Source organism: Cognatundibacterium curvum (assembly GCF_014284235.1).
Lineage (GTDB): Bacteria > Pseudomonadota > Gammaproteobacteria > Burkholderiales > Burkholderiaceae_D > Undibacterium > Undibacterium curvum.
In genome coordinates, this window is sequence record NZ_JACOGD010000004.1 from 166,619 (window position 1) to 188,631 (window position 22,013).

Here is a 22,013-nt window from a genome sequence, read left to right on the forward strand (position 1 = left end):
TTTGGACTCTGTGCCAGTCGCACATTTGATAAAATGCGCTACGTTTACAATTCATCAGGAAAGTTTTATGCCATCGTTTGATACCGTCTCCGAAGCCAACATGGAAGAAGTGAAAAATGCGATCACCCAGTCGAATAAGGTGATCACTAACCGCTTTGACCTGAAAGGCACCAGCGCGAAAGTTGAACTCAAAGATAAAGAACGCGAAGTCATTATCTACGGCGATTCCGAATTCCACCTGGATCAGATCCTCATCGAAGTCACCCAGACCATGGGCAAGCGCAAAGTTGATGTACGCTTCCTGGACATGGGTAAGCCCGAAAAAATTGGTGGCGACAAGGTCAAACAAGTCATCAAAGTCAAAAACGGCATTGAATCTGACGATGCCAAGAAAATCGTCAAAATCATCAAAGACAGTAAGATGAAAGTTCAGGCCAGCATCCAGGGCGATGCAGTGCGGATTCAAGGCGCTAAGCGTGATGACCTGCAAGCTGCGATGGCCTTGCTGCGCAAAGAAATGAAAGATCTGCCGCTGGATTTTAATAACTTCCGCGACTGATACGACGCTTAAGCCAGCACCTTAGCACCGCCCTTTCCAACCCGCCGGGTCCACCAGTATGAAACTGTCAGCACTGTTCTCAATATTGTTAATCAGCGCATGCTGTAGCGGGCTGGCGGCCGCGGCCGATATCGGTGTGGTCGCCATCCTGTCCGGTAAGGCAATACTGGTGATCGATGGGGCAGCGCCCAAGACTTACGAAGTGGGCGCCATGCTCAATAGCGAAACGCGTCTGCTTGCGGTCGATGGCGACAATGCCACCATCAGCACCAATGGCAAGCGACAGGTACTGCGGCTGGGACAAACCGATTTCAAAACAGGCGGTGGAAAATCCAACCAGGTGGTGCTGAAAGCGGGCGACCACGGGCATTTCATGGCACCAGCCAGCATTAATGGTGTTGCGCTCAGCATGATGGTGGATACCGGTGCCAGCCTGATCGCGCTGCCCGCCAGTGAGGCCAGACGTATAGGCATCAATTACAAAGCTGGCCGCCCAGGCCGCGCCAATACCGCAGGCGGTGTGGTCAATACCTATCTGATCAAACTCGACAGTATCAAGATCGGCGATATCGAATTATTCCAGGTCGATGCCTCAGTCATCGAAGCCGGACTCAGCATGCCGCTGCTCGGCATGTCCTTCCTGAATCGCATGGAAATGCGGCGTGAAGGTGAACAGATGACGCTGACTAAGCGCTTCTGAATCCCAGCGTCACGCTAATGCACGCAGCAGTCCCAAATGCGGCATTCAGCACAGCATAAATATCCAATTTGGATATTGTCATTATCAATATTGGCCACCAGGGTGACCATCCAAATCCCAAATTAACGAAATCCGCATAGTCATTCACTGGCTATTGTAGCGATCAGCTGAGTTTTTCCACGCTGATCGCTGTCACGGTTGGCGTATCCGGTTTATTCAGAATGCGACAAACGACGCTGCTTGACGGCTGCGGCCAGCCCTTCCAGCACTTGCACACTGGACTCCCAATCAATACATCCATCCGTCACGGACTGACCGTAGACCAGTTCCTTGCCCGGCACCAGATCCTGACGCCCTGCGACCAGATGTGATTCCACCATGACGCCAACTATACGTGTATCACCGGCTGCGATCTGGCCTGCGATATCGGCGCAAACCGGGATTTGATTGGCTGGGTTTTTAGAACTGTTGGCATGCGAGGCATCGATCATCAGACGCGATGCCAGCCCGGCATTGGCAATATCCTTACAGGCGGCATCGACGCTGACAGCATCATAATTCGGGGTCTTACCGCCGCGCAGGATGATGTGGCAATCTTCATTACCATTGGTTGAGACGATGGCAGAATGCCCGCCCTTGGTCACCGATAAAAAGTGATGTGGCTGCGAGGATGCCTTGATCGCATCGACCGCGATTTTGACATTACCATCAGTACCGTTTTTAAAGCCGACCGGGCAGGATAAACCCGACGCCAGTTCACGGTGTACCTGGGATTCTGTAGTACGGGCACCGATCGCACCCCAGCTGATCAGGTCAGCAATATACTGAGGACTGATCACATCCAGGTATTCGGTACCGGCTGGCAAACCCAGTTCATTGATATTCAATAGCAGCTCACGCGCGAGACGCAAGCCATCGTTGATGCGGAAACTGTTATCCATGTAAGGATCGTTAATCAAGCCTTTCCAGCCGACTGTGGTGCGTGGTTTTTCAAAATACACGCGCATCACGATTTCCAGCTCCCCCAGAAAACGCTGGCGTTCTGCGGCCAGTTTGTGGGCATATTCCATGGCGGCTTTGGTATCGTGAATAGAGCAAGGTCCAATCACCACCATCAGTCTGTCATCCTGACCGTGCAAAATACGGTGCAATGCGGTGCGTGCATTGGCGGCTGTTTCAGATGCGATTTCCGAGCACGCGAATTCGCGGATCAGATGGGATGGCGGGACCAGCTCTTTCATCTCGCGTATGCGTAAGTCGTCAGTACGTTGCATGGTTTCTCCTGAAAATGTTCAATGGTTTAAATTCGTCAACTTATTCCTAGGGCTTACCCACCGCTATCTGCGCATTTCTGCCTATTGGTCTGATCTGGCCGGATACGGCACTTGGTTCAGACGGCCTTTGTCAGGCACACAATATTGATAAAGCAAGAGGTAAAAAAAAACCGCCATCACTGGCGGTTTTCTAGAATTCTGGTTGGGCTCTTTTTCTTTGTGCGCTTACCTTCTTCCTACCGCCTGTGGCTGGGAATAGCTAAAGTAAAAAAAGAAAAAGAAGTAGACGCGTTTCATACAAAATTTGTGTGCGTTTTGACCCGTTAATTATCTGCATTTATGCGGGCGACATCGCAGTCTGCCACTTGCCAGCACAAATTCGAAAACTGATATTGCATCATATTTTAGCAAATGGCAAGCGTAAAACCCGCAGATTTTTTATTTTTTCCATAAGGCCGGTGGCTCAGGCGGTATATCTGCATCGGGATATACATTCATGATTGGTGGCGGCGCTTCCTTGAGCTTGATTTGCGGTGCATGGCGCGCTACCCAGGCACGCATCTCGTTGAGATTGGTCGCAATGTCAGCGCGCGCTGGCGCCAGTCTGACTGCGCGTTCCAGCAAGCCCAGTGCTTTTTCATAATCGCCCTGGGCCGACAAGGCGACTGCCTGATTATTGAGCGCCGACGCATCAAACGGATTCACCCTGGCAGCTTCAGCAAACTTTTTACTGGCCGCAGCTGCATCGCCCTGAGACAGTAACTGGCGGCCTTCGGTCTGCAAATCGGCGGCAAACAGCGTCGGACTCAGAATCAACAATATGCAAAGTAAGACACTACGGACTAACATCTCAATTCCCCTGATAATAGGTTTTCGGCACGACGGGCGGGAAAGCAACTTGCGTCTTTCTTGGCTCAAAGGTGTAGCGCAAATAAACAATACCGGCAGCATCGGTGAAATCACCCGAATTATCCACTGAGAACCGCCCCCCCACAGAGAAGCGCGGCGTCAGCAAATATTCCAGACCACCAGCCAGCTTATACTGCAAACCAGTATGACTTTGACCGGCGTAGTTAGTCGTTATATTCAGCAAAGGATTCGCTGCTGCAAACAACTCCAGACCAGCCTGATCAGCCGCTATCAACGGATAAACCAAAGTGCTGTCTTCACGGAAGTGCTGAATACCAATCGCAGCGCCGAGCTGATAAGCAAGGCGGCCGTTACGTCCACTCCACTCCACTGGCAAATTCACTGCCAGATACGATTGCGGACTGAAGTAACCGCCATGACCGTAAGTGAAATAACGCAAATTCTTTTTATAGAACATGGTGTTCATACCGACGCCGGCTGTCACCACATTCTCCTTGGTTTTATACACACGCCAGTAAGCACCGCCACCAAAATCAAAACCTGTGTTCTTCACCACCTGTGTGCCTTGCAGGCTATATGCGCCCAAACCGCCATAGAGCCCACCGTCTTCCATGTCATAGGAAAGGTCGATGCGCGCACCATTTTTCGTTACACCGCCCCAGCTCAGACCAAACAGACTGTCTTTAGCACCTGCATACGACAAATAACTATCGGTCACCGAGCGGCGCGATAACTCCAGACTCAGGTTCAGGCCGTCAACAGCGGTACTCCATTTAACACCACCGACCACATTCCGGATCGGGAAGTTGATTGGGCTGGAGCCCACATCCAGTTTTAAGCCAGCCTCCGCCAGGTCATAACTGAGATTCAATGCAACACCTTTAGCAACTTGTTCTATCGAGCTGGCACTGGACAGTCCCTGTTCCCGTGCAACCGCGGTAAACGGCGTTTTTGAGAACTTAGCACGCTCATTCAGTATCGCATTCTTAGCAAACTGCCCTGCGACGTTTGTGTCGTTAAGCTGCAAAGTACCGGCATCAATCACGACAGGAATAATTTTCAATCCAAACTGGCCATAACCGAGCGTGGACAACTTTGCCTCTATCGGCATTTCCACATCTTTTAACTGCGACAAGCCGCTCTGACCGCTGCGTGCACGCGCGGACAAACCGATCGTGACTTCAGAACGGTTTAAGTCATTCAACGATTCAATTTCACGTATCAACGCCGCTTCTTCCGGACTCACATCCTGTAAGTCTTTGGCGGCTTTACGCTTGGTATTCGTTGCCGGCAACTGACTACCGGTATTCAGGCTCTGGGGATTCGTAGCAGCGTAAGTAGTCGAACCCGCCGAGGTATAAGCCTTAACTGGCGCAGCCACAGCAGCCTGGGACGTTGTAACGCTGCCAGCACTGCTGCCGCTGATACCGCTAACGACTGGGCTGACCACCGCGGGCTGGGCGGAGACGCGCGCCAGCGCCGGTGTTGGCGCAGCACCCGCTGCACTGAGCGGACTGGCTGGAGCAACTACAGCATTGGAGACTGGGCTACTGCTCGCAGGTGCTGACTGGGTCTGGGGCTTGCTAATGCTGCTGGCAGCACCAGGATTCAGACCGGGTAAGGCGTGCTGCGGTCCTAATTGTGGCACTTCACGCAATACCGGTCCTGGTACTGGCTTAGCCACCGGCGTTTGCGTCGGCAACTGTCCCTCTTTAGCGGCGAAAGGATTGACCTTGAAATCGGTCACGGCAACAGCCGGTGCTATGGTTTCTACCAGGCGTAAGCCGTCCGCGCCCTTACCGGACAGCGGACGCTGCGCCTGCTCCAGCGCCAGCGCTTTTTTGAAGTAGCCGAGTGCCTTACCGTTCTGTCCTTTAGCCCTCGCGACATTACCTGCCAAGGCGATATAACGCGGATTATCCGGCTGTAAGCGCATCAGGCGATCCAGATGTTGTTCCGCACCGTTAAAGTCTTTGATGTTAATAGCAGCGAACACCAGTCCCTGCAATACTTCTGGATTGTCCGGTTCAGTTTCCAATACCTTGCTGTACAAGTCTTTGGCCTGCTCCAGATCACCGGCCGATGAGTAAATACGTGCCAGTGTCAGCAACAGCACATTATCTTCCGGCGTTTCTATCAGCATGGGCTGGATATAGGTGTAAGCAGCGGCGAAATCACCTGCTTCGCGCGCGCGTTCGGAGTAGCGCATGGCAAGTGCTTTTTGCAACTGGCGGAAAGACAGTATCTCGTCTTCGCTCAGTTTAGGCATGGCAGCGACTTTACGCATAACCGCTTCCAGCTCGGCTTCCTGATTGGACTGCATCAGGGTGCTGGCATACTGCAGTAACAAGCCAGCTGTCGGTTGCTTCGTGTTTTGCACCAGTTGCCGTATCATGGAAAAACCACGTTCGCGGTCACCCAGCTTGATATACAGCGAAGCAACCGTGCCGACAAATTCAGGATCGTTGGCGGCCGTACTGTCGACCGCCGCCAGAATTTCCTTCACCTCGGCCGTTCTGCCTTTTTTATTGAGAATATCGATACGGTCCAGCTGCACCTTCAGCCACAGCCGCTTCTGCAAGGTAAACATTTCCGTCTTGCGTGAATTGGCTGGCACGCGCTCCAGTGTCATCATGCCTTCCCACCACAGCCCCTGCATTTCACTCAGTAAGGCGCTGACGTACAGGGCTTCCGGATCGGGTTTCTCCACATTAGTCAGTGCATCGAGCAAAGCACGTGCCTGTCCAGGCATATTGCGCTTCTGATACAGCTTAGCCAGACTCATACGCAGCCAGGCATCTTCGGGCTTGATCAGAATTGCATCTTCGAGTGCACTTTGCGCCGTCGCAAAATCACCTGCAGCTTCCGCTTTTTTCGCTTTTTCTGACAACTCTTCGGCTTTAGAATTCGCCAAAATTGCGAGCTGACGTGGCAGCATATATGGACTCAGTGCCTCCATGTCCTTCACGCGTTTTTGCAAAGAGTAGAGACCAACCAGACCATCGAGCGCGCGCATATTGGTCTTATCTTCGTTAAAGACCCGCTTGAAATTCTCTTCCGCGCCTGCCATGTCATTTTCAGCCTGCAAGGCATCAGCCAGCTGCAAAATACCGGAGGGTTCTTTGTTGTCGAGCGCGATCGCCTGCCGCAACAGGGCTATCCCTTTTTTACTGTCGCCATCTTCGAAAGTATTGCGAGCATCCTCTATGAGGGCCCAGTAATGGACGCCATCATAGGCTTTTTTCCAGTTTAATTTTTCTTTAGCTGAAGACAGCTGCATGGCTTTTAGCAGATACTTTCTGGACTCAATAAACTCTTCCTGACGCATCTTGACAAAACCCATGCCGGCGTAGCCAACCGGGTCTTTAGGATGCGACTTCAGGATGGACTGGAATTCTTTTTCTGCGGTCGCCACATCATTGTCGTCCAGTGCTTTGAAGCCTATGGTCTGCCCCTTGATCACAGGGTTTTCTATTCTTGGCTTAGCCGGACGCCGCTCTTCACGTACTTCTGCCTTGGCCTGACGGCTCATGTTATCGAGCTTATCCTGTATGGTTTTATCGTCAGGATATTTGTCGAGATAATGACGGAAGTAACGCGCATTGCTGGTCTTCAGCCCCATCCAGCTCAGGGCTTGTCGCCATGAGTCTCTTGCTGCTTTTGCCACATCCGGCTTTGCAGTCAGTTGCTCCAACTGTACCATACCCTCGGTTCGGGTCGCCTCGCGGTAAGTCAGCACCTGCGCATAAGCCAGTGCATAACGGGTGTTACCTGGCTGTTCTTTCGCCAGTTTTTCAAGTCCACGCTTAGCTTCAGCATAGCCTTTTAAGGTGCCTGCCAAAGTCTGGTAATACTCAGAAGCCGCATCGCCCTTGAGTTTGGACGGGTCACCCAGCAAGCGGTAGCTTTCGACCGCCGCCTCTGCATCACCCTGCTTGGCCAGACGACGTGCATCGTCGATCTGAGTGCGCGCGCCGGAAGCGCCCATTCGTATCGCATCTTCCAAAGTACGTATCTGCGCTGCACTCGCATTGACTTCACGTAGTTTGTTCAGATGTTGCTTAGCCTGATCAGCATTCCCGCGTCTTGCTTCATACGCGCCGACCGCGACCAGAGCATGAGGACTGGAGGGATCAATTTTGAGCAGCTTACGCCAGGCATCCATTGCATTATCTTCTTTGCCGCGTTGCTCCCAGAACTGTGCTGTTTCTATGAGTTTTTCATGCAAAGGGGAATTGGCAAAAGCGGGGATGTAGCAACCCTGGATCGCAAACAGCGCGAGTACCACCGCTTTTTTTTTCAAAACCATGCAATTCCCCTATTCCTAATTTATCTATCATTTATGCCTGATATGGCATCGAGGCCATACGACGCAGATTGCGCAGCATGGCCTGATTTACCCGCCTAGTTTGCCTTAATTATTCGTCGCTGCTATCGCGCAAACGCGTCGCTGCTTTGCGCTTCAAAAAGCGGAATAACAATGTCGCTGCGATCAATGATGCCAGCATCAGGAACAGTATCAACAACACCGGCTGACCGGACAGGGTCCATTTTATCCAGGTCCACAGCGGCAGGTTACCTGCGTAATACGTATCGCCAAGCAGGAAACTCGCCACACGATCCCCCTTTAACAACACCAGATCACCCTGATACTTACTCTTCACATCGGCTTTGTTCAATCCTTCCGTCAGATCCAGCAAACTGCGCCCATCACCGGCAGTCAGAACGATAACATTCCGACCGCTGGATAAAGGTGACTGAAACTGCATCATCGCCCCAAAGTTATTTCCGGTGGCTGCCAGCATTTCGCCTGAGCGGCGTTCAATATCATCCAGATCCTTACCATTCCAACGTGCCAGTACACGTAAAAATCCTGTTGGTAATTGCAAGCGATTACCAGTTTCGTCCATGGTCAACGGCATGTATTTCGCCCACTGCTTCAACAAAGGCTGATTACCCGCTGTTGCAATCACCAGCAATTCTTTATTGCTGTGTTTTTCTACGTCGCCCCCCCGTATCAGACTAGCATTGGTAACAGGATACCCTGTCGATTCGCCCATACGTCCCATAAGGTTTAAAAATACTTCCATCTCGGGAATTGTCGACCGATCCGGCATGATGATTGCCGTTTCAGACAAATCAGCAAATCGTGTGTAAGGGAAACCAGCATTCGCGACATAGGCCAGATTTGGGAAGGTTGCGTAATGCGGCATGTGCGAAAAATCAATCGTCGAATCCGGATCAATGGCCGAACGCACATTATCCAGATAAACGTCCTTACATGCACCCTGCTTTGGATAGTCATAAAAGAAGTGGAATTTCAATTGGTTTTCAGCACCAATACGGAAAATAGGCAACTGCACTTCTTCTTGCGCAAAACGATGTCCGTCTTTAAAGAACAGCATCACGGATTCTTTGATCTTGCCTTTTTCAATTTCGGCACCGGATAAAGACAATGCGCCAACAAAATCTTCGTTGATGCCAATATTGAGCGTGGATTTATCTACATTAGGGCGTGGTGTAAAACGGTAGCGCAAATCAATGGGCACTCCTTCTTTTTGCCAGGTAAACAAATCAGGAGCGACTCGTATATTCACACGAATCAAATCCGGCGCCATCCCACTGACTTGGAGATTTTCGTTCGGCACCAATTCGCCGAACTTGACAGGTCTGTGAGTAGGCAGCCACTTAGGTGCGTCATAGGCAAGGCGTGGATTAGGCTCTTTCAGATTTTTAATCACAGCAGATGGCCCGGACATCGCTATCTGCCCCAGCGTCAACGCCTGGACCGCTGTTTTCAATTCAGCTGCGTCACGTCCCATGACCAGCAGTAGCTTCGTTTTCGGACTAACCGGATTCGGTACCACCATCAGGGTAGGGCCATTAATTGCAGGCAACTGGAGCCCGGCCGGCGCTTCTTTCGCAGTCGCGAAAACGATGGCATTGCCTTTTGGCAAACCGCTCGCTGCAATCGGAAAACGTGAACCACGGTAAGACGCCAGGTGCCCAAACCACGAAGCAACGGTACCTGCATTTTTCAGTACATCGAGTGACGGAGATGCAGGTAACACAAAGGGTAACTCCAACAGTTTTGAGTCTCGCTTGTCGAAGAAAGGAGCTGGCAACAGAGCCAAATCATTGGCCAGTTCGATCGGACTGACAGTCAGCTCCAGATAGGTCGTATTGCTCAGGCGGGCCCACAAACTCGAGTGAAACGGGTCTTCGCAATCACGTGTGTAGTGGCCGATCAGTTTGAAACTCAGTTGATTGAAGTCTGCAAAATAACGTGGATCAATACTGTCTTCACGAACAATACCTTTACTGGTCTCTCTCGGCAGCGGAACCACGCTGACCAGTTCATTGTTGACCAACACTTTGATATGAGACAGCTCAGGCAGCAACGCTGGTGAGTAGGCAATACCGTAACGCACTTTCGCTGAAGTGATGACCTCGTCACTGCGCACAGTAAATGGGAATGAGCGCTCACCTTCTACGCCGCGCAATTCGATACCGTTTTCCTGCCCCATTTGCTTGAGGCTGAGGTTGTAGACTTTTTGTCCTGACGCAGCCTGTGGCGTAGTGGACTCAGCCGCTGGCTTTTCTATTTCCTCCGTTGCCGCCTCAGACATTTTAGATTTTTTAGTTTTGGCAGCAGCATCATCCGTTACGGAGAATGACAAGCCTAAAGCGATCGCAATGGCCAGCGTTGATTTCGCGGTACGTTTCCAAGGCATTTTCATTTTCGATCTCTTCTCTTTATTCGTTGCATTAGTAGTTGATGTGTCCATATCGCTTGTATCTTTGCTCAAATATTGTCTGATGCTGGCACCGAATCGTACAAACCCGCTCACACTATGCATGGCAATCTCTTTCAGTCCATTGAGAGGATGATCCACGTCACGCTCATTGGACCAGTTTAGCCAAACGTCGGCACGACCTATGGTGCAACTGATCAGTTCCATCTGCTGCTTCATGTCCAGTTCGAGGAACTGCACGCTGAGCAAACCTTTTTTGGAAAAAATCACTTTAGCCGGAAATACCGATTCACCATTGGTTCCATATAGCGAGACCATCAATCCGGCTTCTTTTTCCATCAAAAACGCTTCAGGTACCCGGAAAGACATACCGCCCATGGAAAAATCTTCGGTCTGACAAACCAGTGAGTGTCCAGTTGGCAGCCGCAGGCTGGCATTGAGGACAGCACGTACACGATGGGTACGGCGCACCTGCTTGGTTTCGGTCGCCACAGCCAGTGTCGCGCCCAATATCACAAGGTTATAGATAGTCCACAGCATATTCAGGATCACTGTGTCTAATTCGAAGGTATTCCACCACAAGGCACGGCCTATGCCGATCAGGAACCCCAGAATATTCAATCCCAGCATGACCAGATATGGTTTAGAGATGACCCAGTCAAAATGTTCCTTTTCAACCAGCCCCCCCTTAGCCGTCACGTTAAATTTACCGAGTTTGGGATTGATCAGCGCGACCAGAGTTGGGCGGAAAATATACCAGGCCAGCGTGGCTTCATACACTTCAGCCCAGAATGAATGACGATGCGCACCTTGTATCCGCGAATTCGTCAGATTCGCATGTAGCAGATGCGGTAAAGAATAAGCTGCAATCGTCAGTGCAGAGGCTTTAATAATATGGACTTCGAAAAACAGATAGGAAATTGGCGCCAGCAAAAACACCATACGTGGCAAACCATAGAAAAAATGCAGCATTGCATTGCTATAACAAAGCCGCTGCCCAAAGGATAAACCCTTGCCTAGCAATGGATTGTCGACCCGGAATATCTGTGCCATACCGCGTGCCCAGCGGATACGCTGACCAACGTGCGCAGACAAACTTTCAGTTGCCAGGCCGGCTGCCTGCGGTAAAGCCAGATAGGCCGTGTTATAGCCTAAACGCTGCATCTTCAGGGCGGTGTGCGCATCCTCAGTCACAGTCTCAACGGCAATTCCACCGACTTCTTCCAGACAAGTACGGCGCAAAATGGCACAGGAACCACAGAAAAAAGTGGCATTCCAAAGGTCATTCCCATCCTGAATCAGGCCATAAAACAACTCACCTTCATTCGGAACATTACGGAAAGTCTGCAGATTACGTTCAAATGGATCGGGCGATAAAAAATGGTGGGGGGTCTGAACCATGGCCAACTTTGGATCAACCAGAAACCAGCCCATGGTGTACTGCAAAAAGGAACGGGTCGGCATGTGATCGCAATCAAAAATGGCGACAAACTCTCCATTTGTTCGCTTCAGCGCGGCATTAATATTGCCAGCTTTAGCGTGATTGTTATCTGCTCGTGTGAAGCATTGCACACCGATCGATGCGGCAAATTCTGCAAACTCTGGACGACGACCATCGTCCAGAATGATGATATTGAGCTTATCTTTGGGCCAATCGATGCCCATCGCAGCCATCACCGTGGGCTTTACCACGCTTAAGTCTTCGTTATAGCTTGGGATAAACAGATCAACGGTAGGCCAGCTGGAAGTATCTGCGGGCAGTATCACTGGCTTACGCTTCAGTGGCCAGGCAGTTTGCAGATAGCCCAGCAATAAAACCAGCCAGGCATAGACCTCGGCCATGATCAGTACCAGTGCAAAAAACAAATCGATAAGGTTTTCTGTGTCAATGGTGTAAGCAATCCGCCAGTAGATGTAACGACTGGTTGCACTCACCGAAAACATCACCATAATCAGCGAAATCAGAGTACCGGTGTAACGGCGCAGATACATCGCGGCCAAAAAAACAACGGTAGAAAACAGTATCTGCAAAGGCAGATCCATAGGAACACTGATTGCAGTCCAATATAGTAAAGCAGCGAAGATCAGTGCCACAATACGCGGGCCTTTCGCCTCCCATCCGTTCCAGTTCACCATAGCGCGGCCAAACTCATTGAGACGGCCATACATGTAACGGGAATTCAATATTGAGCGCATTAGTCGATCAGCCCGAAGTGAGTTTGCAACCACTGTGCCAGATGCTGCACATCCTGCGTAGCGGAGCAGAATCGCGCATATTCTGCAACTGGCATCTGACAGGCGAGTGCCTCCCTGACCCCTTCATCGCGATGGATCGCGGCTGGTACAAACCGCCCCCCTAATTGCGCACGTAACATGCCGTAAACATCCCGACATAATTGCTTAGATGCATCCATTTGGTTCAATACGAAACAATGACCAAGAAAATCCTTACGCTTACCGGTATAAAACTCAAGCAAGGCTTCAATTGACGGCACAGTAGAGTAAGAAGCTGCATCCGGCCTTAACACTACCAGTCCTACATGCGCCACTTGTAATACTTGCTGCAAATAGATGCTGGGGCCGGGTGGCGTATCAATCAACACTACGGCATTTTCCGGCAATCCGAGAGAATTCAAATGCTGAAACAACCAATCCTGTTGGAACTTAACGCTGTGTTCAAATTGTTCACGCTCTTGAGCATTAACAATACCGTAAGGAATAAAATCCACCCCAAAACGGCTGACATGCAAAAACGGACGCCAACCACCGGCAGCAGCCTCAGGTCTGGCTATACCCGAAGTTTCTTCATAGGACATGCCAAAATGCAAACGTAAGGCATTTTGCGGATCAAGGTCCAGTACTGTTATCCTTTCCCCTAATTGCGAAAGTGCGGCAGCCAGATTGGCTGTTACCGTCGTTTTTCCGACGCCACCTTTGGGAGAAATAACAGCGACAACTCTCATGACCTGAATATTTTTTTGAAGAAGGATTGATTAGGTGTCTCGATACTCTTACTTTGTTCTGGCTTTTTTGCCAGTCGATCAAGTATTGCACTGACGGAACGCTGTTTGTTTTGACCTACCCCTGGGACAATCTCAGGTGCTGCAGCTACTCCACTAAACAAAGACTGTACACGCTGCACAGGAGGAGCATTTGCGGCAGCAGCTTGCCGGACCTGCGTTTCGGGCTGAGTTTCAGGTTGAACAGAAGGGGCAGACTGGTCAAAGCGAAATAGCTGCCCAGCCTGAGCTGGTAACGCACGCGAATCGGGCACTGCCACATTCAGATATGGTGAGGCATCCTGATTCTGCTGCGTCAATGCTGACAAAGAAAATTCCGTAGCTTCGTCTGCATCATCCTCGGCATAGGAGGCAGCATGCACACGTACATCACGCAATAAAGGCCAACGCTGCCTTGCCTGTTCACTATCTACATCGCGATTAATTTCCCGATAACCACTGGCGGGCTGCCCAAACTTCTGAAACAGATTTTTAATATCGTCATCCATAATATTCACCGTCTTCATCATTTAGCGAAAGCATTACGCTGCATTTCAACGACGCCCGAAAAATGGCGACTCCTCTACCTGTCTCTTGAGCTCAAAGACCAAAACCTGAGCTATACCCACATCACTGGTTTTTTGCTGCAACCGTAATGAAGGGTCCATTCCCATCCCCTCAAACCAGCTCGCATAAATACCTTCCAGCAAGGCTGGGGTCCAAACCAGTGACTGTTCACCAAATGCCGCCTTGAGTGGGCTTGCATGATGTAGCAGCACCAGGGCTTCAGCTTCTTCGTTCACTTCCACCCACCCCCAATGCATGCGCTCCCAAATTGCATTCATATTATCTTCAAGCAACTGCAAGCTGTCTCCGCCCTGAAACCCAAGACCGGCAGCCATAGTGCGACCCAACTGCTGCATGAATAATCGCAAATCCTTTAAGTCGCCCTTGGTAGAGAATTCTGCTGAAAATGCATTCAAAAAAGCGCGCCATTGCAATGAACATTGCTGAGACTCGTAATACTGGAGATCGTTTTTTGACATAATGAACACTTCCACAAAATGATTGCAATAACAATCCCGGGAAATTTACCGAAACCGCTTACAACTACTTACAACTCTACCATCCGACGCAACCTGCAGTCCAGTGAGTTACCATATACAATTGTCAACAATCTATACGCAGGACACTTAATTTAAAAATAAGAGCAAGATTAATTTAAAAGAAATATTTTTTTGCAACAATTTTTACGAAATAAAAGTAGCACAACTTAACTGCCATTTCACATATAGGTCTTTTTGCATAACGACCTGAAAACAGAAAAATAAATACAAAAATATATACAAAAGTATGAAAATTTCTATTCACATGTAAATATCATTAATAAATTACATGTAAGATGGTGTGTAACTTCAGTTAAAACGCTCTTGCTATGCATAACGCACTGCTAACTAGCCTTAACGTGGTAAGCCGCGAATTAACCAATCTGTCATTTCAAAAATGTTTTTGGCCGCAGCATTTTCAGGTTGATGTACCACGACCGGGCGCTCAAAAGCCAATGCCTCTTCAACAGCATCACTTTCTGGCACAACGAAAGGCAGCATTCTCGGTCCTAATTTTTCAGAAAACAAAGAGAGCACATCCTGTGCCAACTGACGTTGAGTACCTTGGTTGATCAGGTAGGCGGACCCAATTTTGACTTTTGATCCGGCGGTATAGCTGGCAATCAGCGCTTCCATTTCCGGTAAAGTTGAGTAAGAAGCCGCATCAGCCAGAACTACCGCCAGCAAAAAATCGGCCGCACGTATGGCTTGTTTCAGATACACAGATGGTCCGGGAGGTGTATCGAGTATGACTATCGTCTGATCCGGCAACTTTGCTGCCACAAGCTTAGTTTTCAGCCAGTCATCCTGCGCTGCCAGCGTCGCTTCAAATTTTTGTCTGCGTTGCTCGCTGCAACTGCCATATGGAACCAGCACCACATCAAAGGGAGTTTGATGCATAACACCCGCCAAGCGCGTCCTGCTGGCATTGAGCGAACTGATGCCCTTAGCGACATCCGGGTCAAGTCCCCCCAAATGCCATTGCATGGCATTTTGCGGATCCAGATCAATCACAGCCACTGGCCGCCCACGTTGTGCGAAACCTGCAGCAAGATTAGCCGACACCGTTGTTTTTCCAACACCGCCTTTAGCGGATACGATAGCGATGACAAACATAGGTATAGCCCTGTCGGTATTAAGCGGTTCCGCCTACAGTCAGCCCCTCTATGCGCATGCTGGGCTGACCTACACCGACTGGCAGGCTTTGCCCTTCTTTACCACACACGCCAATACCGGAATCCAGTTGCAGATCATTGCCTATCATTGACACATGATTGAGCACCTCTGGTCCATTACCGATCAGCGTCGCGCCCTTGACCGGATAGCTGATTTTTCCGTTCTCTATCATGTATGCCTCACTGGCTGAAAACACGAATTTACCATTCGTGATATCCACCTGCCCGCCACCAAAATTGACGGCGTACAGACCATTCTTAACAGAGGCCAGTATCTCTTCCGGATCTTTGTCGCCAGCCAGCATGTAGGTATTGGTCATGCGCGGCATAGGCAAGTGTGCAAATGACTCGCGGCGCGCATTACCGGTAATATCCATTTTCATCAGACGCGCATTCATCGTATCCTGCATATAGCCTTTCAGGATGCCGTCTTCTATCAGTACATTGCACTGGGTAGGATTACCTTCATCGTCGATATTCAGGGAACCGCGCCGGTTTTGCATCGTGCCATCATCCACCACTGTCACGCCTTTGGCAGCTACCCGTTCGCCGATGCGGCCTGAGAAAGTGCTGGAACCTTTACGGTTAAAATCACCTTCGAGGCCATGTCCGACTGCCTCATGCAACAATACGCCAGGCCAGCCCGGTCCCAATACGACTGTCATCGGTCCAGCCGGTGCCGGACGTGCATCCAGATTCACCAGCGCAGACTTGACCGCCTCATCGGCAAATTTCTCCAGCAAAGCATCTGTAAAGTAAGCATAGTCGTAGCGGCCACCACCGCCACTGGAACCCATTTCACGCCGGCCATTCTGTTCAGCGATGACAGTGACCGATACCCGCACCAGCGGTCGCACATCCGCTGCCATCACGCCATCGCTACGCGCCACCATCACCACATCGTATTCACCGGACAGCGAAGCCATCACCTGCACAATGCGTGGATCCTTCGCGCGCGCAATGCGCTCTACCCGCTCCAGCAAGCGCACTTTCTGATTCGCATCCAGAGAATGTAAGGGGTCGTTCGGCAAATATAAATCGCGTCCCACCGCTTCAGCCATGGTTTTAGCGACTTTTACTTTACCGGCACCCTGGCGCGCAATGGTACGGGTTGCCACCGCAGCTTCGGACAGCGCTTTCGCAGAAATTTCATCGGAATACGCAAATGCGGTTTTATCGCCAGACACAGCACGCACACCAACACCCTGATCGATAGAAAAACTACCGGTCTTGACGATACCTTCTTCCAGACTCCAGCCTTCGCTGCGGGTAAATTGGAAGTACAGATCCGCGTAATCAACACGATGCGTAAACATCGAGGCGAGAACCTGATTTAACTGATTTTCGTCCAGTCCAAAAGGAGTAAGCAACACATCACGAGCGATGGTCAAATGGCTAGGAGTCGGTACGCTGGAAGTCATAGATTAAGAGGCTCACGCAGAAAAAACAGTAATGCAGGCATTGTAGTTCAGAAGCCGCCTGCAACACAGAAGGAACGCAAATATTCAGGCTGACAGAACAGCAGGATCACATGCGGCGATGACGTAAGGCTGGCAGGCTCTCTCTGACTGACGCGATCTGTGCCTGATCTATCTCGCCAGCTACAACGCCCTCACCTTCAGCCTGGCAGGCCAGCACCTTACCCCAGGGATCAATCAACATGCTATGCCCCCAGGTTCGGCGACCATTGCTGTGTAGTCCACCCTGACCACATGCCAGCAAATAACATTGATTCTCAACAGCTCTGGCGCGCAACAGGATTTCCCAGTGTGCCTCTCCAGTCGTATGAGTAAAAGCTGCGGTCACTATCATCAGGTTGCAAGGCCCCATTGCGCGAAACAACTCAGGGAAGCGCAGGTCATAACAGATCGCCAGTCCTATCCTGCCCAGTTCAGAATCAAAACTGACAACTTCATGACCCGCTGTGATGGTGCGCGACTCTTCATAAGACTCACTGCCCTTCTGAAAACCAAACAGATGCATTTTGTCGTAACGCGCTTTCAATTCACCATCCGGCCCATAGACTAAGGTCGTATTCAGTACCTTATCCGCTTCAGCAGACTTCAAGGGTATGGTTCCACCTATCAGCCAGACGCCTAGTTCGCGCGCGATTGCAGATAAAAACGTCTGCATACGGCCATTCCCGGCTTCTTCTGCAATCAATAATTTATCCGTATCCTGCTGTCCCATTAAGGGCCAGTATTCGGGCAAGAGCAGCAGCTGTGCTCCGTCTGCTGCAGCCTGCCGTAGCAGGCGCTCTGCTGTCGCCAGATTGTTATTCAAGTCAGAAGACGAAATCATCTGTATTGCCGCAACCCTCATCATTCACGTCTCCCCGTTTTACTGGTTTCAGCTGAGGAAGCACTGTTGCTGAGGCCACCCTCCAGTTTTTTTACGACCGGCTCAGTCCAGGAGCCGGTCACGCCATATTCAAATGTAAAGGCCTTGGCCAAAGGTTCACGCAAAAACAATTGCGCCAGAAAAGTCCCAAGTCCAATGACAGGATTCACTGCCAGTCCGTACACAACCGAAGCAGCACCTGCATTCACCACCGGAATCACAACCACATGCAAGTCCTGGGTTTCATGCACAAGGTCAGCTTTACCGGCCATCAGAACGGTCGCATTCAAGCCGCGCATTTTCAGATTCTCGGTATGCGCCAGCCCTTTTTCGATCACAGCATTGCCATTGATACCATCAAATGCAAAGCCTTCAGAAAACACATCGCGGAAGTCCAGTGTCAGGCGGCGTGGCAAGGATTGCATACTCAATACACCCAATAACTTCGCGGCACCCGGATCCACTTTTAAAAACTGACCGGCAGCCAGATCAAGCTGTATTTTTCCTGTCATGGAGGGCAAATCCATCGCAAATGGCAGACCAGTCCAGCGCAAGTTGCCTTCAATTTTACCTTTACCACCTTGTAAGACATTGGCAAAACCAAGCCGGTTCAGCAATTGCCCCGCATTCTGAATTTCCAGCGCATATTCGAGCTGGGTCTGCCCGGCATCTGCCTGTTGCAGCCATTTACCTGTGGCTTTTAATTCTGCATCGGGATTTTTCAAATTGATTTTACGCAGTTGCCACTCGCTGCGACCGTTGACCAGCTGGTTACTGGCCTGCAGTTCCAAGCGACCCATTTTTTTATTCACCAGTTCAAACTGATCCACCACAATGTCGAGACCGGGCAACTGTGTCTGCGTTTTTTTTCCATCTAACAGCTCAGTCACTTCCCTGGCCGCTGAGGCTGGAATTTTCAGATAATCGAAGCGGCCTGTGATATTGGAATTTGCTTGCGCCAGCGCTGCCTCATTCCAGCTAAGCGTTCCCGCCACCTGACTGGACTTCATGCTCGCTTTCCAGTTCCCTTTTTGCTGATTCAAACTGAGTTGCATATCATCGAACTGTTTTCCCATCAACTGAAGACGCGTTGCGCGCAACTGCACAGATGCCGGATAAAAATACGATTCCAGCCCGGTGTCTGGCAGCGACACAGCTCCATTCGCCTTTGCTGACATGCTATCCAGCCATTGCGACCATTCATCGACATTCAACTGAGGCAGCTGAATTTGCCAGGCCATGCCCTGCTCAGACTCAGGTGCAGACTGACCTACGCCTATTCCGCCACGCACCACGCGCCAGCCTTTATCGCTGTCGCGCTGCTTTTGCCGCTGAAAGCGTGCTTGTACCAGAGCGCCCAACTGCAGCTTTAACTCATCGCGGAACTGAATATTCTCATTGCTTGCCAGCGGCGTTAACTCCACTTTCAATGGCAAGATTTCAGTTGCGGCCTTGCGCAGCGGTTCAGGAAAATGCAGTGCCATGCCTTGCAGGCTGGATTCCACCACAATCTCTGGCAACTGCTTTTTGACACTCACTGCAGCAGTATAACGACTGGAGCCAGACAGCCGCCCATCCATGATTCTGCGGTGCTCGGGTGGCAAATAGGCGATCAACCCTTGTGCACTGGCCGTGCCATCAAGCCTGATCCGTATCGTATTGTCTTTCTGGCTGCCGCCACTGATGACCACCGGGCCACCCAGTGCCATCGCCTTCAGTGCTGGGATTGTCAACCCGGTTTCATTGAACTCCAGTTTGCCATTCGCCGCGCTGACCTGAGGAATTCCCGGCTGCAGCGATACATCATTATTTTGAAACTGCAGAATGCCATTCACCTTAGCGTCGATCAGATGTTGCAGCGGAAGTTGCAGTTTCAGATTTAATGAAGACGAGCCACTGGCCTTGGTCTCATCCAGAAAATGACCGAGCCAGGTCTGCACCGGACTGGCAGCGACATAGCCCAGCATTTGCTGCAGCGGCCCTGATGCTATCCCATCAATCTGCAACACGGCACCATGCGTCATCAAATCAGGGATGATGGCTTTCACTTTTTTCAGATCTACGCCAAGCGTCTTCGCGGTGTCACCGGAAATTTCCATGCGTGCGCGCTCAAACACAAAGCTGCCACGTATCTGATCGATGACTGGCCAAAGTGCCTGCTTCGATCCCTCTCTCAGTTCACCTGCCGTAAAATCCAGTTTAGCGCCACTCAGACTACCCTTAACCCGGAACTCGCCAGCCTGTGCGGCACGGCTATCGTTAGCCGCAAACGGAAAGTGAGATAAATCCCCTTTCACTTTGAGCTTTACCTCATCAGCATAGCCATCCAGCAAGGCATGGGTCAGCCAATGACGCAAGTCCTGCGGCGCGCTGGCAGGTATGTATTTATCGATGGTTTTCAGATCGAAACGGTCGATACGGCCGCTCAGATCCAGATTGCCGGCCGGATTGTCTCTATCTGGACGCAGCGACACGCTGTGTCTGCCACTGAAGCTGGCGCGCATATTTCCTTGTGCTGCATCGAATTTTTGTAGCTGAACCGTGAGCTGATCATCGCTGGCGATCTTCCAGTTGGCGTGCACAAACAAGCGATCAAAATACAGAGATGGATCGACAAAGTAACTGGCGGTATGCAGCGCTAAGGCTTTGGAATCCAGTACCAGCTTGCCGTTTTTTTCATTGGCTTCGATACTGCCGGATAAATTATCAAAGCCTGGAATGGCAGGAACAGCCGCTGTCGCCGGTCGCTTGCCACGCGCCGCCTGAGCGGCTCTGGCGACTTGTGCACGTAAGGATAAATTCTCAAACTGTCCCTGCACCTGATAGCTGACGATTTCCGGATAACTGCCGCTCCATTGCGCATGCAGGTTTTTCAGTACGCCTTTAGGCGCAAAATCAGTCAGCATCTGGCGCTGCCCTGCAGGCAAGGGCAAGTGCTCCGCAAACTGGACTAAAGTCTGCAAATCCAGCATGGGTGAAGACAGTTCGACACGTTCTGGCTGACCATCGCTACCAGGCGTAAAACTTTCTTTAATCGAGGTTGGGGGCAGACGCAACCCGTCACGGGCCGTCATGCTAAAGTCAGTCAGCGCGAGAGTGTGCCCAGCAGGGCCAAACACCGAGGGCAAATATTTTTTTGCAAAAGATATTTTTTCACTGGCCGTAATGCGACCACGAATTTCTTGCATATCCAGCACAGGCAGATCTTTCGCAAATTTGCCTTGTACGTCCTTGAGTAAGACATCCAGCGTCAGATCAGCCATCCTACCGGCATCCAGCTGCATCCAGGCGCGTAGCGTGCCTTTTCCTTGTTGCAACTGGCTGTTCATCGGCAAATAAGCCTGCAAGACAGGCAAATCGGCCTGACTCAGCAAGGCATAAATTTCACCTGACCAGACTGAGCGGTTCAGCAGGGTCTTAGCAAATGAAGCATGGCGCAAATTACCCCTGACATCCATGGGCTGCGCCAATCCCCCACTCATTTGCGCCTGCAAAGAGAATTGATGCTGCTGCCAATGATTACGCAAATCAAAGTTGACACCAAGCAGATCGGCCGCAGGCGTTGCCCGCGTCTGGTCTATCCAATGCAGCCTGCCATCCTTTATGCGTATTTGCTGCTGCGCCAATACCCAGTCCAGTCCTTTGCCATCGCCCTTACGCTGAGTATCCAGTAAAAAACCACCGATATTCAACTGACCTTGTACATCGCGTTGTACGGTCAGTTCTGGTGCCAGCAGTTCTATACGTTGAAAACGCAGCTCAGCCAGTACCAGACTCCACCACGACAAAGTGGTACGGACTTCAGGCAAGGCCAGCGCAAGTTGGCCACGCTGATCAAACAGCTGCACCTGGTGCAGCGCAAACTGGGGATGTAAGCCTTGCCAGCTTGCCTCCAGTGATGCAATTTTTACCGGACGTCCTATCGACGCGGCCAGCGCAGTTTCGACTTCAGTCTGGTAGTTGCTAACCTGGGGCAACAGCACATAGCGCAACACCAGCACTAGCAGGCAAAACATAAAATACAGCCCCAGCAGCCCCCAACACAAAACGCGCAGGCTACGTCCCCCCGCTCGCCACAAATGGCGACAGGGCAAGGCAACCAGCATCCTCAGAGAAGACAGCAAGTGGCGGCTACGACGGGTCGGTGCAGGTGAAGCAGCTTCTTTTGTCATTCAAGACATTCGCTTCTTTGCACACCGGTGTCAGACCTGTGACCCGGCACATGGTTATTTAAA

General features: G+C 50.9%; 13 protein-coding genes. 2 read left to right on the forward strand and 11 right to left on the reverse strand.

Features of this window, described 5'->3' with window-relative positions:
• Window positions 1-67 precede the first annotated feature (67 nt).
• Both H8K43_RS08950 and H8K43_RS08955 read left to right on the forward strand, forming a co-directional pair.
• On the forward strand, window positions 68-559 hold the full coding sequence (locus tag H8K43_RS08950; RefSeq protein WP_162021219.1) for a YajQ family cyclic di-GMP-binding protein: 492 nt from the start codon (window positions 68-70) through the stop codon (window positions 557-559).
• 58 nt (window positions 560-617) lie between these two features.
• Entirely contained in the window at window positions 618-1,259 is a 642-nt protein-coding gene (locus H8K43_RS08955) for a retropepsin-like aspartic protease family protein (protein ID WP_186903517.1), read from the forward strand.
• A gap of 212 nt (window positions 1,260-1,471) precedes the next feature.
• Here H8K43_RS08955 and aroG read toward each other — a convergent pair whose 3' ends face one another.
• The 11 genes from aroG to H8K43_RS09010 form a co-directional block, all read right to left on the reverse strand.
• Window positions 1,472-2,533, reverse strand: coding sequence for a 3-deoxy-7-phosphoheptulonate synthase AroG (gene aroG / locus H8K43_RS08960; protein ID WP_186903518.1), 1,062 nt, complete (start codon window positions 2,531-2,533; stop codon window positions 1,472-1,474).
• 438 nt (window positions 2,534-2,971) lie between these two features.
• Window positions 2,972-3,382: a tetratricopeptide repeat protein gene (locus H8K43_RS08965; protein WP_186903519.1), complete on the reverse strand. Its 411-nt coding sequence runs from the start codon at window positions 3,380-3,382 to the stop codon at window positions 2,972-2,974.
• A gap of 1 nt (window position 3,383) precedes the next feature.
• Complete coding sequence (locus tag H8K43_RS08970) at window positions 3,384-7,712, reverse strand: cellulose biosynthesis protein BcsC (protein ID WP_186903520.1); 4,329 nt, start codon at window positions 7,710-7,712, stop codon at window positions 3,384-3,386.
• Window positions 7,713-7,821: 109 nt separating this feature from the next.
• Window positions 7,822-12,354, reverse strand: a complete 4,533-nt coding sequence (gene bcsA, locus H8K43_RS19170) for a UDP-forming cellulose synthase catalytic subunit (protein WP_186903521.1) — start codon at window positions 12,352-12,354, stop codon at window positions 7,822-7,824.
• The gene (bcsQ, locus tag H8K43_RS08980) at window positions 12,354-13,121 is read right to left on the reverse strand and encodes a cellulose biosynthesis protein BcsQ (protein WP_186903522.1); all 768 of its coding nucleotides are present in this window, start codon (window positions 13,119-13,121) and stop codon (window positions 12,354-12,356) included. Before bcsQ (H8K43_RS08980) ends, bcsA begins: the two co-directional genes overlap by 1 nt.
• Window positions 13,118-13,687: a cellulose biosynthesis protein BcsP gene (gene bcsP, locus H8K43_RS08985; RefSeq protein ID WP_186903523.1), complete on the reverse strand. Its 570-nt coding sequence runs from the start codon at window positions 13,685-13,687 to the stop codon at window positions 13,118-13,120. The genes bcsQ (H8K43_RS08980) and bcsP overlap by 4 nt, the downstream gene beginning before the upstream one ends.
• A 24-nt stretch (window positions 13,688-13,711) precedes the next feature.
• Window positions 13,712-14,203 (reverse strand): cellulose biosynthesis protein BcsD, encoded by a 492-nt coding sequence (gene bcsD / locus H8K43_RS08990; protein ID WP_186903524.1) that lies wholly within the window; start codon window positions 14,201-14,203, stop codon window positions 13,712-13,714.
• A gap of 414 nt (window positions 14,204-14,617) precedes the next feature.
• Entirely contained in the window at window positions 14,618-15,379 is a 762-nt protein-coding gene (bcsQ, locus tag H8K43_RS08995) for a cellulose biosynthesis protein BcsQ (RefSeq protein ID WP_186903525.1), read from the reverse strand.
• Between the two features lie 19 nt (window positions 15,380-15,398).
• Complete coding sequence (gene tldD / locus H8K43_RS09000) at window positions 15,399-16,859, reverse strand: metalloprotease TldD (protein ID WP_186903526.1); 1,461 nt, start codon at window positions 16,857-16,859, stop codon at window positions 15,399-15,401.
• A 106-nt stretch (window positions 16,860-16,965) separates the two neighbouring features.
• Window positions 16,966-17,763, reverse strand: a complete 798-nt coding sequence (locus H8K43_RS09005; protein WP_186903527.1) for a carbon-nitrogen hydrolase family protein — start codon at window positions 17,761-17,763, stop codon at window positions 16,966-16,968.
• Window positions 17,760-21,950, reverse strand: a complete 4,191-nt coding sequence (locus H8K43_RS09010) for a YhdP family protein (RefSeq protein WP_186903528.1) — start codon at window positions 21,948-21,950, stop codon at window positions 17,760-17,762. Before H8K43_RS09010 ends, H8K43_RS09005 begins: the two co-directional genes overlap by 4 nt.
• Window positions 21,951-22,013: the final 63 nt, after the last annotated feature.